Annotated in this window: 12 protein-coding genes; 8 read left to right on the forward strand and 4 right to left on the reverse strand. The window is 67.6% G+C overall.

Annotation, left to right across the window (positions count from 1 at the left end):
* Window positions 1–7: 7 nt before the first annotated feature.
* Window positions 8–1,213, reverse strand: a complete 1,206-nt coding sequence (gene kbl, locus PJ250_RS12365) for a glycine C-acetyltransferase (protein WP_271644865.1) — start codon at window positions 1,211–1,213, stop codon at window positions 8–10.
* A gap of 391 nt (window positions 1,214–1,604) precedes the next feature.
* Here kbl and PJ250_RS12370 point away from each other — a divergent pair, with 391 nt between their 5' ends.
* Window positions 1,605–2,318 (forward strand): TorF family putative porin, encoded by a 714-nt coding sequence (locus tag PJ250_RS12370; RefSeq protein ID WP_271644866.1) that lies wholly within the window; start codon window positions 1,605–1,607, stop codon window positions 2,316–2,318.
* A 66-nt stretch (window positions 2,319–2,384) separates the two neighbouring features.
* On the opposite strand, the gene tdh is transcribed toward PJ250_RS12370, so the two are convergent.
* Window positions 2,385–3,419, reverse strand: a complete 1,035-nt coding sequence (gene tdh, locus PJ250_RS12375; protein ID WP_271644868.1) for an L-threonine 3-dehydrogenase — start codon at window positions 3,417–3,419, stop codon at window positions 2,385–2,387.
* A 128-nt stretch (window positions 3,420–3,547) separates the two neighbouring features.
* Complete coding sequence (locus tag PJ250_RS12380) at window positions 3,548–5,848, reverse strand: TonB-dependent receptor family protein (protein WP_271644870.1); 2,301 nt, start codon at window positions 5,846–5,848, stop codon at window positions 3,548–3,550.
* A gap of 170 nt (window positions 5,849–6,018) precedes the next feature.
* On the opposite strand from PJ250_RS12380, the gene PJ250_RS12385 reads away from it, so the two are divergent.
* From PJ250_RS12385 to PJ250_RS12415, 7 genes are all read left to right on the forward strand, one after another.
* On the forward strand, window positions 6,019–8,076 hold the full coding sequence (locus PJ250_RS12385; RefSeq protein WP_271644871.1) for a phosphocholine-specific phospholipase C: 2,058 nt from the start codon (window positions 6,019–6,021) through the stop codon (window positions 8,074–8,076).
* Window positions 8,077–8,154: 78 nt separating this feature from the next.
* On the forward strand, window positions 8,155–9,423 hold the full coding sequence (folC, locus tag PJ250_RS12390) for a bifunctional tetrahydrofolate synthase/dihydrofolate synthase (protein ID WP_271644872.1): 1,269 nt from the start codon (window positions 8,155–8,157) through the stop codon (window positions 9,421–9,423).
* A gap of 65 nt (window positions 9,424–9,488) precedes the next feature.
* Entirely contained in the window at window positions 9,489–10,487 is a 999-nt protein-coding gene (locus tag PJ250_RS12395; RefSeq protein WP_271644873.1) for an SPOR domain-containing protein, read from the forward strand.
* A gap of 126 nt (window positions 10,488–10,613) precedes the next feature.
* Window positions 10,614–11,396: a CvpA family protein gene (locus tag PJ250_RS12400; protein ID WP_271644874.1), complete on the forward strand. Its 783-nt coding sequence runs from the start codon at window positions 10,614–10,616 to the stop codon at window positions 11,394–11,396.
* Window positions 11,397–11,440: 44 nt separating this feature from the next.
* The gene (purF, locus tag PJ250_RS12405; protein ID WP_271644876.1) at window positions 11,441–12,910 is read left to right on the forward strand and encodes an amidophosphoribosyltransferase; all 1,470 of its coding nucleotides are present in this window, start codon (window positions 11,441–11,443) and stop codon (window positions 12,908–12,910) included.
* A gap of 12 nt (window positions 12,911–12,922) precedes the next feature.
* Window positions 12,923–13,408: a T6SS immunity protein Tdi1 domain-containing protein gene (locus PJ250_RS12410; protein ID WP_271644877.1), complete on the forward strand. Its 486-nt coding sequence runs from the start codon at window positions 12,923–12,925 to the stop codon at window positions 13,406–13,408.
* 28 nt (window positions 13,409–13,436) lie between these two features.
* On the forward strand, window positions 13,437–14,258 hold the full coding sequence (locus PJ250_RS12415) for a ferritin-like domain-containing protein (protein ID WP_271644878.1): 822 nt from the start codon (window positions 13,437–13,439) through the stop codon (window positions 14,256–14,258).
* A 246-nt stretch (window positions 14,259–14,504) separates the two neighbouring features.
* Here PJ250_RS12415 and lpxH read toward each other — a convergent pair whose 3' ends face one another.
* Window positions 14,505–15,248, reverse strand: a complete 744-nt coding sequence (gene lpxH / locus PJ250_RS12420) for a UDP-2,3-diacylglucosamine diphosphatase (protein ID WP_271644879.1) — start codon at window positions 15,246–15,248, stop codon at window positions 14,505–14,507.
* Window positions 15,249–15,296: the final 48 nt, after the last annotated feature.

Below are 15,296 nucleotides of genomic sequence, written 5' to 3' on the forward strand. Positions count from 1 at the left end.
GCAGGACTCAGCCCTTGAGCACGCCTAACTCGAGGCCAATGCGGGTGAAAGCATCGATGGCCCGATCCAGGTGGGCGCGCGTATGCGCCGCACTGATCTGGGTGCGGATACGCGCCTGGCCCTTGGGCACAACCGGAAAGAAGAAGCCGATCGCGTAGATGCCTTCTTCCAGCAGACGCTCGGCGAAGCGCTGCGCCAGCGGGGCGTCGTAGAGCATCACCGGGCTGATCGGGTGCACACCGGGCTTCACATCGAAGCCGGCGGCGCTCATTTTCTCGCGGAAATAGGCGGTGTTCTCCTTGAGCTGCGTGCGCAGGTCGCCGGCCGCATCGAGCATGTCGAAGGCGGTAATGCCGGCGGCCACCACGTGCGGCGGCAGCGAGTTGGAGAACAGGTACGGGCGCGAGCGCTGGCGCAGCAGTTCGATCACTTCGCTGCTGGCCGTGGTGAAGCCGCCCAGCGCGCCGCCCATCGCCTTGCCCAGTGTGCCGGTGATGATGTCGATCTTGTCCAGCACGCCCTTGACCTCGGCCGAGCCACGGCCGGTGTCGCCGAGGAAGCCGGTGGCATGGCATTCGTCGATGTGGACCAGCGCGTTGTACTTTTTCGCCAGCGTGGTGATCTCATCGAGCGGGGCGATGAAGCCGTCCATCGAGAACACACCGTCAGTGGTGATCAGCTTGGTCCTGCAGCCCGAGGCGTCGGCGGCCTGCAGTTGGGCTTCCAGGTCGGCCATGTCGCAATTGGCGTAGCGGAAGCGCTTGGCCTTGCACAGGCGCACGCCATCGATGATCGAGGCATGGTTGAGCGCGTCGGAGATGATCGCATCGTCCTCGCCCAGCAGCGGTTCGAACAGTCCGCCGTTGGCGTCGAAGCAGGCCGCATACAGAATCGTGTCCTGCTTGCCGAAGAAGTGGGCGATCTTGGCTTCCAACTGCTTGTGCAGGTCCTGGGTGCCGCAGATGAAGCGCACCGAAGCCATGCCGAATCCATGCGTATCCAGCGCGGCCTTGGCCGAGGCGATGATGTCCGGGTGGTCGGCCAGTCCCAGGTAGTTATTGGCGCAGAAGTTCAGCACGGTGCGGCCATCGGCCAGGGTGATTTCCGCCGACTGTGGCCCGGTGATGACGCGTTCGGATTTGAACAGGCCGGCGTCCCGGATCCCTTCCAGTTCCTCGGTATAGCGGTGGGTGAGGGCGGAAGCATCATTCATCGGTCAGGCCTGTGTGCGAACGGGAGCCCGCATTTTACGCGGCAGCTGCGAGCCAAATCGGTCACGCGTGCTGTGCAGTCCTGGTCTTGAGGCATTGCGCGCGATTTGAAAAAAGTGTGCGCTTTCGCTCGCCATGCCAACGATCCTGCCCGCGCGACCCCGCAGGGCTGATGGCTTGGTGAGGAGATCGGGGGCGTTCCCGCCAAGTTGCACGTATATGCGGTTGAATTCGTAACAAAAAATCGGTTGACGGCGTCGGAGGGCGCAGCGCAATATCCAGAGAACTTGCGGTTAAAAAACCGTGAAAGCGCCGATCAGTTCTCATCGCAGGCGCGCTTCACTGCAGTTGTGTTGGTAAGGCGCTGTTCCCCCACCCACGCAGGAGAGTCAGATGAATGCAGCAAGCGTGCGTTTCGTCGTGGCCGTCGTCGTCCTGGCGACGCTGCCAATGGTTGCAATGGCGCAGGAAGCTCCGGAGGAAGAAGCCGGATCGGCCTGGTCCTGGTCGCTTAGCGCGACCACCGATTACCGTTTCCGCGGTTTGTCCCAGACCGGTGTCGATCCGGCCTTCCAGGCAGGCCTGACCTACAGCGCGCCGTTCGGCCTGTACGTCGGGACCTGGGCGTCCAATGTCGACTTCGGCGAGGGCGATCCTGACTACGAGGTCGACGCCTTCATCGGCTACAACGCCGATCTCACCGACTGGGCCAACCTGGACGTGATGATCAACCGCTACAACTATCCGGGCGCTGGTGCGTTGAACTACAACGAACTGTTGACCAAGGTGACCTTCCTGGAGAACTACAGCCTGTTGGTCGGCTACACGGACAACGTGTTCAACAGCGATACCGATGGCTGGTATTACCAGGCGGCCGCCAGCTACCCGTTGCCTAGGGATTTCAGCGTGGGCGCCTCGGTCGGCAAGAGCGAGTTCGAGGATGGCACGGTCGGGCGGGACTACATGGATTGGTCGGTGAGCATCGGCAAGTCCTTCGGCCCGCTCACGCTGACAGCCGCCTACATCGGCACCGACGGGGATGGACGTGACGCGTATGGCGAGATCGCCGACGACAAGGTGGTGATCAGCGCGACCGTGGCCAACTGAAGCACGTCGCCGGCTTCAACATGAAAAAGGCGCCCGACAGGGCGCCTTTTTCAAGGGGAACGAACCTCAGTTCCAGCTCAGCACCACCTTGCCGGCCTTGCCTTCCTCCATCAGGTCGAAGCCCTTCTGGAACTCGTCGATCGGCAGCTGGTGGGTCAGCACCTTGCCCAGCGGGAAGCCGCTCAGCACCAGCTGGGTCATCTTGTACCAGGTCTCGTACATCTTGCGGCCGTAGATGCCCTGGACGGTCAGACCCTTGAAGATGATCTTGTCCCAGTCGCAACCGGCGCCCTTGGGCATGATCCCCAGCATGGCGATCTTGCCGCCGTGGTACATGCACTCGAGCATGTCGTTGAAGGCGCGCGGATTGCCGCTCATCTCAAGCCCGACGTCGAAGCCTTCCATGTGCAGTTCGCCCATCACCTCCTTGAGCGAGGTGTTGGACACGTTGACCACCCGCGTGGCGCCCATGTCGGCGGCTAGCTTGAGGCGGAAATCGTTGACGTCGGTGACCACCACGTTGCGCGCGCCGATGTGCTTGCAGATGCCCGCGGCGATGATGCCGATCGGGCCGGCGCCGGTGATCAGTACGTCCTCGCCGATCACGTCGAACTCCAGCGCGCAATGCGCCGCGTTGCCGTAGGGATCGAAGAATGCAGCCAGCTCGGACGGGATCTGGTCGGGGATCGGCCACAGGTTGGAGGCCGGCATGACCATGTACTCGGCGAAGGCGCCATTGACGTTGACACCGATGCCGACGGTGTTGGGGCACAGGTGCGGTCGCCCGCCCCGGCAGTTGCGGCAGTGGCCGCAGACGATATGGCCTTCGGCCGACACGCGCTGGCCGACCTCGTAACCGGTCACCGCCGAGCCCAGCTCGGCGATGCGGCCGACGAACTCATGGCCGATGGTCAGGCCCGGCTTGATCGTGCGCTGACTCCACTCGTCCCACAGGTAGATGTGCAGGTCGGTCCCGCAGATGGCGGTCTTCTCCAGCTTGACCAGCACCTCGTTGGGGCCGGGCGTGGGCTTGGCCACCTGTTCCAGCCAGATGCCCTTGCCCGCTTCGCGCTTGACCAGCGCCTTCATCGTGTCCGCCATGGTGCCAGAGAACCCAAGCCAAAGAAGGCGACGATTATAGGCTGGAGGCCGTTTCAAATCGTTTCACCCAACACCTTCCTGGTGCCGGAGCCGGCTGGCCCGGGGCGGGCCAGCCGGCGGGAGGCGCCTCAGAAGCGTGCGTCGATTGTCAGGAACAGCTGGCGCGGGGCCCCGGCCATCAGGGTCTGGTTGTAGCCGTCCGGGTCGGAGGCCACATAGCCGCCCGTGCCGGTGGTGGCGAAGTAATGCTTGTCGGCCAGGTTGGTCACGTTCAGCGAAACACCCAGGCTGGACAGCATGCCAATCTGGCCGAAGTCGTAGCCGCCGCCGGCGTTGAACAGCCAGTAGCCCGGCACCTGGGAGTCGTTGAGGTAGGTGATGTAGCGCTTGCCGGTGTACTTGCCGTCGATCGAGGCATGCCAGCCGTCCTTTCGCCAGGACAGGCTGGAGGAGGCCATCAGCTCCGGCAGGCCGACCACGTGCTTGCCGGAGGTGGCGACCACGCCGTTGTTGAGGTAATCGTCCTGATACTCGGACTTGTTGTACGACACGGTGTTGAGCCAGCTCAGTCCATCGGCCGGCTTCCACACCAGGGCCAGATCCACGCCGGTGCTGTCCACCTCGCCGACGTTGCTCAGGATCGCCGAGCAGGTCTGGATCGCGCTGCACGGCGAGATGGTCAGCAGGCGGTTGGAGAAGCGGGTGTAGTAGGCGCCGACCGAGGCCTCGTAGCCCTCGCCATGTGCGCGCCAGCCGGCCTGCAGGGTCTTGGATTCCTCAGGCTTGAGCGTGTTCTTGAGGCTGTCGAAGGTCGCCTGGCTGGTGGCGAACGGGCTGTAATCGTAGGCGGCGATGTTCTTGCTGTAGGACGCGTACAGGTCCTGCGCATCATTGAGTTTGAAGCTGGCGCCGACCTGCGGCAGGAAGCCGTCGTCGGCCTTCATTTCCCCCTGGGCGTAGCTGGCGCTTGTCACCAGCGAGCGTGCGCGGACCGTGGTGCTCACCGCTTTGGCGCCGACGTTGACGGTCAGGCGGTCGTCCATGAAGTGCATCGTGTCCTGGGCGTAGAACAGGCGCGAGTGTGTCTGATATTTCTGCAGGAACTGGCGATAGAACGGCGTGCCGACGTCGTAGAAGTTGTAGATCGAGGTGAACGGCGCATCGAGCGTGAAGTAGTTGCGCTCCTGGGTGTTCTGCGCGTTTTCCGCCCAGCCGCCGAGCTCAAGGTCATGCTGGCCGATGCTGAACTTCAGCGCGCCGGTCGCGCCGAAGCGGTCCAGCCCGTAGTCGGTGGTACGCATGGACAGCGGCACGGTGGCCGAGGAGGGGACGTAGGGCGTGACCCATTGTCCTTCGCCGCGGTCGCCATGGTAGTAGCCGGTGACATCCAGCGTGGCGGCGCCACCCAGGTTGAAGCTGCCGGCCAAGGCGGCCAGGGTGTCGTTGCGCAGGCCTGCGCCCCAGTAATACGCCGCGTCCAGCCAGTCGTAGTCGGCCGGCAGTGCCGCCAGCGAGGCGGGATAGCCGTTGGCCACGCCGCTGTAGGTGCCGGTGGACTGGTAGGCGTTGGCCATCTGCGCGGCGGTCGCCCAGTCGGGACTGAAGTAGTCCCAGTTCCAGCCCAGTGCCTTCTGGCTGGTCAGCGACAGGTCCATGTAGTCCTGCTCCTTGCGGCGCGACTTGTCCACAAACAGGCTGATGCGATTGCCATCGCTAAAGGTGTAGAGCGCCTTGGCGTTGAACTGTTCGTAGCGCTGGCTGCCGTCGCCTTTCCACTTGTCCATGTCCGAATCGGCATAGGCCAGGTACGCGGAGAACCCGTTGTGTTCACCGGTATCCAGGCGGGCATAGGTGCGGCGGGCGCCATCGGAACCAAAGGTCTGCGCCACGCGCCCGCCGAAGCTCATGTCCGGGTCGGCCGAGTAGAACTGCAGCGTGCCACCGAGATTGCTGTTGGAGGCGGTGCCCAGGGCGCCGGCGCCCTGCGCCAGTTCGACCGAAGCGATGTTCTCGGAAAGGATCGCGCGGGTGATCGACAGGCCGTTGGTGACGCCATAGCTCATGTTGCCCAGCGGCACGCCATCCAGGGTGAAGCCAAGCCGGCTCTGGTCGAAGCCATGCAGGTAGATCGAGGTGGACCACTCGTAAGCGCCGGTGGCATCGGCCGACTGGAACTGCACGCCGGGCAGCTTGTCGATGGCCTTCAGCGCGCTGCTGCCGGCGGGCAGGCGTTCGATGTCCTGCTGGCTGATGCGCTGCACCTGGCGGGTACTGCCGGGGGCGACCACGGAAACGGCATCTAGCTGGGTGGCGCCGGTATCGGCCGTGTCATCGACAGGCGTGTCGTCGGCCTGTGCGATGGCGGGAAGAAGGCAGAGCAGGGCAAGCGCCAGCGCCGAAAGGCGCGGCGAAGGGTTGGGAGATGACATCAGCGACAGTCTTGGTAGGGGAGGCGGCGGCACGGTGTCACGCCATCATGAAAGCGCGATGACGCAACGGTGACCGCGTCACCTGTCGTGCGCTTGCCATCTACTTGACGTATACCGTCGAGCGCGCCGCGCCCAAGCGGTTGGCTCTCCCGTTCGCACAAGGTCCCTGCATGTCCACGCTGTCGCGTCGTGATTTCCTCCAGCGCCTGTCCGCACTCACCGCCGCTGGCCTGCTGCCGGCCTCCATCGGCCGCGCGCTGGCACTGCCGGCACAGGTGCGCAGCGGCACGATCGCCGACATGGAGCACGTGGTGATCCTGATGCAGGAGAACCGCTCGTTCGATCACTACTTCGGTACGCTGCGCGGGGTCCGCGGCTTCGACGATCCGCGTCCGCTGATGCTGGGCGAGGGGACTTCGGTGTGGCAGCAGCGCCAGGACAACGGCGACGCCATCCTGCCGTTCCGGCTGGACGCGCGCGCCACCAACGCGGCGCTGATGAAGAGCCTGGATCATTCGTGGAAAGGTGCGCCCGGGCAGGACGCGGCGCGCTGGCAGCACTACGACTGCTGGGTGCCCTACAAGAGTGCGATGAGCATGGGCCATTTCGCGCGCCAGGACATCCCCTTCTATCACGCGCTGGCCGATGCCTTCACCGTGTGCGACGGCTATTTCTGCTCGATGCACGGGCCGACCAATCCCAATCGCATGTACCTGTTTTCCGGCAGCAGCGGACTGTGCGTAGGCAACGACGGCGCGCAGGCGGTGGACAACGCCGATGACGGCAACTGGACGGCCGACATGGCGCGCGACAAGCCGGGCTTCACCGGCATGCGCTGGACCACCTATGCCGAGCGCCTGCAGGAAGCCGGGATCGATTGGCGCGTCTATCAGGAGTTCGACAACTACGGCGACAACGCGCTGTCCTCGTTCGCGCGGTTCCGGGCGATGGACGTGCGCGATCCGCTGTATCAGCGCGGGCGTTCCATCGTCGCCGGTTCGACCGCGGAAAACGCGGCGCAGACCACCGCCCAGCATCTGGTCGATGCGTTCGCAAGCGATGTGCGCAATGACAAGCTGCCGCAGGTGTCCTGGATCGTCGCGCCGTATCCGTACAGCGAGCATCCCGAGGCCACGCCGGCGCACGGGGAATCGCTGGCCTCGCGCATCCTCGATGCGCTCACCGCCGTGCCCGAGGTGTGGTCGCGCACCTGCCTGATCATCAACTACGACGAGAACGACGGCTTCTTCGATCATGTGCCGGCGCCGCAGCCGGCGCTGGACGCGACCATGGGTGTGAGCCAAGTCGACACGCAGGGCGAAAGTTACAAGGGCACGCCGGTGGGCCTGGGCATCCGCGTGCCGATGACGGTGGTGTCGCCGTGGACGCGCGGGGGCTGGGTGAACTCGCAGGTGTTCGACCACACCTCGGTGCTGCGCCTGCTGGAGGCGCGCTTCGGGGTCGCCGAGCCGAACATCAGCCCGTGGCGGCGCGCGGTGACCGGCGACCTGACCAGCGTGTTCGACTTCGCCACGCCGGACGATTCGGCCCTGTCCGCGCTGCCGTCCACCGACGACTACCTGCAGCGCATGCAGGCCGCTTCGACCCAGCCCGCGCCGGTGGTCCCGGTGCCGGGAATGCAGCCGAAGCAGGAGCCGGGCCAGCGCCCGGCGCGCGCGCTGCCCTACGCGCTGCAGGTGCACGCGCGCCACGGCGATGAAGGCCTGCGCCTGACCCTCATCAACGACGGCGATGCCGCTGCGGCATTCAACGTCTACGCGCCCGGCAGCGGTGCGGGTCCGTGGTACTACACGGTGATGCCACGCAGCCGGGTGGAAGACGCGCCGCACGGGCTGCCGCCCGGCGCTTATGCGCTGGCGGTGCACGGGCCCAATGGCTTTTTGCGCGAGTTCGCCGGCGATGCGCAGGCCGCGCCGCAGGTCGAAGCCATGCAGGACGGCGGGACGCTGGTGCTGCAGTGCTCCAACCCGACCCGCGAGGCTTGCCAACTGCAGGTGCGCGCGCTGGACTACGCGGCTCCCGCGCCGCAATCGCTCGATCTGGCACCCGGCCAGCGGCACACCCTGCGCCTTGCCCTGGCCGACAGCGACCACTGGTACGACCTGGAAGTGGTCCAGCCCGGCGCGGCCTTCCGTCGGCGCCTGGCCGGCCATCTGGAAACCGGCCGCCCCAGCCGCAGCGACCCGGCGATCGGACGCGCCAGCTGACGCCCACGTCGGCACATCGCGCCGGGCCGGCAGGGCGGTCACAATACGCGCCCCCTGCCGTAACCCCGTGCCGCGCCCGTGTCGATTTCCCGTTCCCTCGCCGAGTGGCTGGACCACATCCAGGCCCAGCATCCCAGCGCCATTGAACTCGGGCTGGACCGCGTCCGTGCCGTTGCTGCTGCGATGCGGCTGGAGTGTCCGGCGCGTCAGGTCATCACCGTCGGCGGCACCAACGGCAAGGGATCGACCGTGGCCTTCATCGAGTCCATTGGGCGCGCCGGCGGCTGGAAGGTCGGCGCCTACACCTCGCCACACCTGCTGCGCTACAACGAGCGCGTGCGCATCGATGGCGTGGACGCCGATGACGTGGCGCTGGTCGAGGGTTTCGAGGCAGTCGAGGCCGCGCGTGGCGACACGCCGCTGACCTATTTCGAATACGGCACGCTGGCCGCGCTGTGGCTGTTCCAGCGCGCCGGACTGGACCTGGCGGTGCTGGAGATCGGTCTGGGCGGGCGCCTGGACGCGGTGAACATCGTCGACCCAGACGTGGCGGTGATCACTACCGTGGACATCGACCACACCGACTGGCTGGGGACCGATCGCGAGGCCATCGGCAAGGAGAAGGCCGGCATCGCGCGCGCCTGGACGCCGCTGGTGTTGGGCGAGGTGACCGCGCCGTCCAGCGTGCTGGCGCATGCCTATGCCATCGGGGCCGGGGTGATCCAACTGGGCAATGATTTCTTCCATGAGCCGGCCGAGGACGGCCAGTGGCGCTGGCGTGAGGTCGGCACCGAACTGCTGCTGCATGCGCCGCTGCTGGACGCCCCGGTGCAGCGCGCCAATGCGGCCACCGCCGTCGCCGCGCTGCGCGCGTTGCCGGAGGAACTGCCGGCCAGCGCGTTTGTCCGCGGAATCGCCCAGGCCCGCGTGCGCGGCCGGCTGCAGCGCTTCGAGCGCGATGGCATCGAGGTCCGGGTCGATGTCGCGCATAACCCGCAGGCCGCGCGCGAGTTGGCGGCTTTCCTGGACGGTAACCCGATGCAGACCGTGGCCGTCTACGCGGCGCTGGCCGACAAGGACAGTGCCGGCGTGGTGCAGGCGCTGGAAGGGCGCATCGCCCGCTGGTACCTGGCGGGGCTGGAGGCGGGCACGTCGCGCGGCCAGGATGCCCAGGCCCTGGCCGCGCGCCTGGCCGACACTGGAGCCGCCGCAGGGGCGCGCTTTGCGAGCGTGGGCGAGGCCCTGTCCGCCGCGCTTGAGAAGGCCAGCGCCGGACAGCGGGTGCTGGTGTTCGGCTCGTTCCACACGGCTGCCGAAGCGCTGGCGATCCTGGGTTCAGCCCCATGAGGAAAGCCGGGCAGGTCCAGCCCTTATAATTTGCAGCTTCATGACCGAGCCCGTCGCCCACGACGATGGATACTGCTTTGAGAAACCGCATCATCGGCGCCATCGTCCTGGTGGCCCTGGCTGTTATTTTCCTGCCCATGCTGGTCAAGGGGCCGGCCAGCGACAGCGGCGTTTCGGACATTTCCACCGACGTGCCCAACGCGCCGGATGGCCAGTTCGAGACCCGTGAGCTGCCGCTGGTCACCCCCGGTCAGGCGGGCGCCAATGGTGCGACCGGCATGCCGGCCCCGGCGCAGGGCGGGACCGAGGCTCTCAAGCCGGTCGATGCGCCCAAGACGCCGACCAACAGTCACGGCCTTCCGGTGGCCACCGCCGGCGGCGACTACGCGGTGACCTTTGGCGCTTATGCGACGCAGGCCGATGCCGACGTGGTGATCGACCGCCTGCGCCAGTCCGGGCTGGAATCCTTCCGCCAGGAAGCCACCATCGGCGGCAAGCCGGCCTGGCGGGTGCGCGTGGGGCCCTACGCCAACCAGGCCCAGGCCGAGATCGCGCGCCTGGCGGCGGTCAAGGTGCGCAGCGACGTCAAGGCCGAGGTGATCGCGCTGGACGCAACGCCGGACGCCGCGCCGACCGGCCCGGCGGCGCAGCCGCAGACGCCGGCCGCGGACAATCCCGATGCCGCCCAGTTGGCGTCCGAAGCTCCGCCGCCGGCCGCGACGCCCGCACCGGCCAAGCCGGAGCCCGCCAAGCCCGAGCCGCCCAAGGCCCAGCCAGCGCCGGAGGCCAAGCCGCCGGTGACGGCGGTCCCCAAGCCGGCCGCGACCGGTGTGGGCTTCGCCCTGCAGGTCGGTGCGTTCAGCAAGGAGGGCGATGCCAATGCCCTGCGCGACAAGCTGCGCGGCAATGGCTTCAGCGCTTTCGTCGAGCCGGTGTCCACCGACAGCGGGCGCCTGTACCGGGTGCGTGTTGGGCCGGTCTCCACCCGCGCCGAGGCCGACCAGCTCAAGGCCCAGGTGGCCGCACGCAACGGCCTGGCCGGGATCGTGCGCCCGCATCCGTAACCACCGGCCCGCGCCTCAACGCGGACCCGGGGTCCAGGACTGGACCGACCACGCAGCCACGGAGGGAGCACCGATGGACAACCTGACGCCGTATCTTCGGGAAGGCCGGCCCGCCGGCCCGTCGCCATGATCGATCTGGTCCTGCTGACCATCATCGTCGTCTCCACCCTGCTGGGACTGCTGCGCGGTTTCATCGGGATCGTGGTGGGCACCCTGTCCTGGCTGCTGGCCGGGTGGGCCGCGTTCATGTTCGGCGGCGACGCGGCGGCGCAATTCGCCGATGGCGCGCGGCCCGGAATGGCCGACTACCTGGGCGGCTACGCGCTGACCTTCGTCGGGGTGATGATCGTGGTGGCGCTGATCGGCATGGTGATCCGGGCTTCGGTGCGCAACACCCGCCTGTCCGGCGTGGACCGCCTGGCAGGCGGTGGGCTCGGGCTGGTGCGGGGTGGATTCTTCGCCTGCGTGCTGGTGCTGCTGATGTCCTTCACGCCGCTGACCGGCGAATCGGCGTGGCGCCAGTCGCGGGTGCTGCCGGTGTTGGAGCCCGGCGCGCACTGGATGCGCGCCCAGTTGCCGGACTTTTCCGTGCCCGCGATGCCCTCGATGCCGGCCATGGAGGACATGAACATGGACACGTTGCGCAACATGGACCTCAACAAGTTGCCGTTGTCGGGCGATAATAGGGACCTCGACGACAGATTCCAGCAGGCAGCCGCACAGCTGCCGCATCTCGGACAGACGGTGTCCGATGCATTGGGAGGCGCCCGGGCACCCGGGTCGAACGGCCTGCCCAAGCCCCTGAACGAGCCGGCCGCGCCACAGGGCGACCCGGCCCAGGTGCGTCCCAACGAACGCGACCCGGCCCGGGTCGTGGCAAGCCCCCAAGGCCAGGAACGGCCGCTCTAACGCCACGCAACATACGCAGCAGCGACAACAGCGGAGAACGCCCCATGTGCGGCATCGTCGGAATCGTCGGCAACCAGAACGTTGCCGGTCAGCTTTATGACGGCCTGACGGTGCTTCAGCACCGTGGCCAGGATGCCGCCGGCATCGCCACCGCGGACGGCACGCGACTGCGCGTGCAGAAGGCCAATGGCCTGGTGCGCGATGTGTTCGACGAGCGCCGCATGGCCGTGCTGGAAGGCCGGGTGGGCATCGCCCACTGCCGCTATCCGACCGCCGGCTCGGAGGGCATGGACGAGGCGCAGCCGTTCTACGTCAACTCGCCCTACGGCATCGCCCTGGCCCACAACGGCAACCTGACCAATACCGAGGCCCTGCGCCAGCAGGTGTTCGAGGCCGACCGCCGCAACATCAACACCGACTCGGACAGCGAAGTGCTGCTGAACGTGTTCGCTCATGAGCTGGACGCCCAGCGCATGCTCACCCCCGAGGCGGCGATCCGCGCCGTGGCCGGCGTGCACCGCCGCTGCCGCGGTGGCTACGCGGTGGTCAGCGTGGTCCTGGGGCTGGGCCTGGTGGCCTTTCGCGATCCGCACGGGATCCGCCCGCTGGTGCTGGGCAAGCGCGAGAACGTCGACGGCGACGAATACATCGTGGCCTCCGAGTCGGCGGCGCTGGACATCCTGGGCTTCACCCGCGTGCGCGACGTGCGCCCGGGCGAGGCGCTGGTGATCACTGCGCGCGGCGAGCTGTTCTCCGAGGTCTGCGCGACCACCACCGACCACAGCCCGTGCATCTTCGAGTACGTGTACTTCGCGCGGCCCGATTCGATGATCGACAACGTCTCGGTGCACAAGGCGCGCATGCGCATGGGCATGAAGCTGGGCGAGAAGATCCTGCGCCTCAGGCCCGACCACGACATCGACACCATCATCCCGATCCCGGACACCTCGCGCGACGCCGCGCTGGAGATCTCCAACGTGCTGGGCGTGAAGTACCGCGAGGGCTTCGTCAAGAACCGCTACGTCGGCCGCACCTTCATCATGCCGGGGCAGGGCGAGCGGGTGAAATCGGTCCGCCGCAAGCTGAATCCGATCCACCTGGAGTTCCGCAACCGCGTGGTGCTGCTGGTGGACGATTCCATCGTGCGCGGCACCACCAGCCGCCAGATCGTGCAGATGGCGCGCGATGCCGGCGCGCGCAAGGTCTACCTGGCCAGCGCCGCGCCGCCGGTGCGCCACCCCAACATCTACGGTATCGACATGCCGGCGGCCGAGGAACTGGTCGCGCACAACCGCAGCGAGCAGGAGATCCAGGAATTCCTGGGCTGCGACTGGCTGATCTACCAGGACCTGGATGATCTGGAAGCGGCCGTGCGCGAGGGTAACCAGGACTTGAAACAGTTCGATTCGTCCTGCTTCAACGGCGAGTACGTGACCGGGATCGAACCGGGCTATTTCGATCGCATCCAGCAGCTGCGCTCGGACGAGGCCAAGCACCTGCGCCGGGCGGTCTGAGCGGAAGCGGCGATGGCGATCACCCTGGAAGACCTGGCCGTCACCCTGGAGCCCGGTGACCGCGCCGGCCTGCTGGACGACTGGGACTGGTTGCTGGGTCCGGGCGCCCAGGTGTTGATGGTGACCGTGGCCGGCGATGCCTTCGTGCAGCTGCCGCAGGCGCCCGGCGTGCACTGGCTGGACTGCGCCAGTGGCGTGGTCCAGAAGGTGGCCGACGACCTGCCCGAATTCCTGCAGCGGCTGACCGACGCGGACTTCGTCGCGGCCTGGTTTCGTTTCGATCTGGTGGCCGAGCGCCTGCGCGCCGGGCAGGCACCCGATGCCGGCCACGTGCTGGGGCTGCGCGTGCCGCTGGTGCTGGGCGGGGCGCTGGAGGCGTCCAATCTGGAGCCGGTCGCGCTGCCCGCGCACTTCGCCCTGACCGGGCAGGTGCACGCCCAGGTCGCTGCGTTGGCGCCGGGGCAGGCGCTCGCCGACATCTCGCTGGCGACCGAGTGAGCGTCGCCGCGCGACCTGGCTGACTGCGATGTCCGTCCCGTCGTTGTTCGAGGCGGCCCAGGCCTGCCTGGCGGCCTGCGACCCGGCCGAGAAGGTCGCGCTGACCCAAGGTCATGCCGCCGCCTTTGCGCGTGGTGAACTGTGCATTCCCGAAGACACCCCGCCTCCGCAACCGATTGGCATGCCCGGGCGGCCCGCGCGGCCCCGGCTGGTCCATCCGCGCGAATTGCCCAAGCGTGGCCTGGGCAGCGTGGAGGGTCGGGCAGCCTTTCTCCACGCCATCGCGCACATCGAGCTCAATGCCATCGACCTGGGCTGGGATGCGGTCTATCGCTTCCGCGGCCTGCCGGCGCAGTTCTATGCCGACTGGGTCGGTGTGGCCAACGACGAGTCGCGTCACTTCACCTTGTTGCGCACGCGGTTGAAGTCGCTGGGCTACGACTATGGCGATTTCGACGCGCATCACGGGCTGTGGGAGATGTGCGAGAAGACCGCGCACGATGGCCTGGCGCGCATGGCGCTGGTGCCGCGAGTACTGGAGGCGCGCGGCCTGGATGTCACCCCGGGGATGATCGAAAAGCTCGGCAAGCTGGGCGACGCCGAGACCGTCGCGATCCTGGAGGTGATCCTGCGCGAGGAGGTCGCCCACGTCGCCGCTGGCTCGCGCTGGTACCGCTGGTACTGCGAGCGCGAAGACGTCGAGCCGCGCGCGCGCTTCCGCGAACTGCTGCGCGAATACGCCGGCGGCTACCTGCGCGGGCCGTTCAACCTGGAAGCGCGCCTGCAGGCCGGCTTCGACCAGGAGGAAGTCGACGCCCTGCTCGCGCTGGCGCCGGCGCGGTCGGCATAGGGCGGGCCGCGCCCCCATCAAGGCCAGGGTCGGGGCATCGCGAGGTCGAGGAAACGCGGTAGCGCCGAGCTTGCTCGGCTGGGGCGTTACCGAAAAGGCTTCAGCCGAGCAAGCTCGGCGCTACAGGTAGGAGCCGCCATGGCGGCGATCGGGGCCTTGCTAGGAAGGCCGGGCACAGACAGGCCAATGGCGGCGATCGTGCGTGATGGGGAAGGCGTCATCGCCGCCGTGGCGGCTCCCGCGCCCTCAGCCCAGCGGCAGCACCTGCAGGTCGTCGCCTTCCGGCGTGACCCGCAGCACCGAGCCCTGTTCGTACCAGTCGCCCAGCACGATGCGGGTGCACGCCTGGCCGCCCGCTGTCAGCGCATGCACCGCGGGGCGATGGGTGTGGCCGTGGATCATGCGGGTCAGGCCGTAGCGCACGAAGCTGGTTTCGACCTCGGCCGGGGTGACGTCGGTGAGCGTCTCGAATTTCGCACTGTCGTCTTTCATGCCGCCCTGGTGGGCGGCGCTGGCGGCGCGGGCCTGGGCGGCGAAGGCGATGCGCGCGGCCAGCGGCTGGGCCAGCATCTGCGCCTGCCAGGCCGGGTCGCGGGTCTGCGCACGCACGGCCTGGTAGGCCACGTCCGAGGTGCACAGCAGGTCGCCGTGCAGCAGCAGCACCGGCTCGCCGTAGAGTTCGACCACGGCCGGGTCGGGCAGGATGCGCATGCCGCAGCGATCGGCATAGTCCTGGCCGAGCAGGAAGTCGCGATTGCCGCGGATGAAGAACACCGGCACGCCGGCGTCGCTGACCGCGCGCAGGCCGTCGGCCACCTGGGTGGCCAGCTCGGACGGATCGTCATCGCCCACCCAGGCCTCGAACAGGTCGCCCAGGATGTACAGCACCTCGGCGTGGATCGCCTCGCGCTGCAGGAATTCCAGGAACAGGGTGGTGATGGCCGGACGCGCGGCGTCCAGATGCAGGTCGGAAATGAACAGCGTGGTCATCGGGCCATGATACCGGGCGTTCGGACCGTGCCGCCCGGGCCGGGTAAA

The sequence above is a fragment of the Pseudoxanthomonas sp. JBR18 genome (assembly GCF_028198165.1).
In the GTDB taxonomy this organism is placed as follows: Bacteria; Pseudomonadota; Gammaproteobacteria; order Xanthomonadales; family Xanthomonadaceae; genus Pseudoxanthomonas_A.

What these genes read in the sequence shown, in the direction of transcription:
- kbl (WP_271644865.1), bottom strand. Translation starts at nt 1,213, where the DNA reads ATGAATGATGCTTCCGCCCTCACCCACCGCTATACCGAGGAACTGGAA.
- PJ250_RS12370 (WP_271644866.1), top strand. Translation starts at nt 1,605, where the DNA reads ATGAATGCAGCAAGCGTGCGTTTCGTCGTGGCCGTCGTCGTCCTGGCG.
- tdh (WP_271644868.1), bottom strand. Translation starts at nt 3,419, where the DNA reads ATGGCGGACACGATGAAGGCGCTGGTCAAGCGCGAAGCGGGCAAGGGC.
- PJ250_RS12380 (WP_271644870.1), bottom strand. Translation starts at nt 5,848, where the DNA reads ATGTCATCTCCCAACCCTTCGCCGCGCCTTTCGGCGCTGGCGCTTGCC.
- PJ250_RS12385 (WP_271644871.1), top strand. Translation starts at nt 6,019, where the DNA reads ATGTCCACGCTGTCGCGTCGTGATTTCCTCCAGCGCCTGTCCGCACTC.
- PJ250_RS12395 (WP_271644873.1), top strand. Translation starts at nt 9,489, where the DNA reads ATGGATACTGCTTTGAGAAACCGCATCATCGGCGCCATCGTCCTGGTG.
- PJ250_RS12400 (WP_271644874.1), top strand. Translation starts at nt 10,614, where the DNA reads ATGATCGATCTGGTCCTGCTGACCATCATCGTCGTCTCCACCCTGCTG.
- purF (WP_271644876.1), top strand. Translation starts at nt 11,441, where the DNA reads ATGTGCGGCATCGTCGGAATCGTCGGCAACCAGAACGTTGCCGGTCAG.
- PJ250_RS12410 (WP_271644877.1), top strand. Translation starts at nt 12,923, where the DNA reads ATGGCGATCACCCTGGAAGACCTGGCCGTCACCCTGGAGCCCGGTGAC.
- PJ250_RS12415 (WP_271644878.1), top strand. Translation starts at nt 13,437, where the DNA reads ATGTCCGTCCCGTCGTTGTTCGAGGCGGCCCAGGCCTGCCTGGCGGCC.
- lpxH (WP_271644879.1), bottom strand. Translation starts at nt 15,248, where the DNA reads ATGACCACGCTGTTCATTTCCGACCTGCATCTGGACGCCGCGCGTCCG.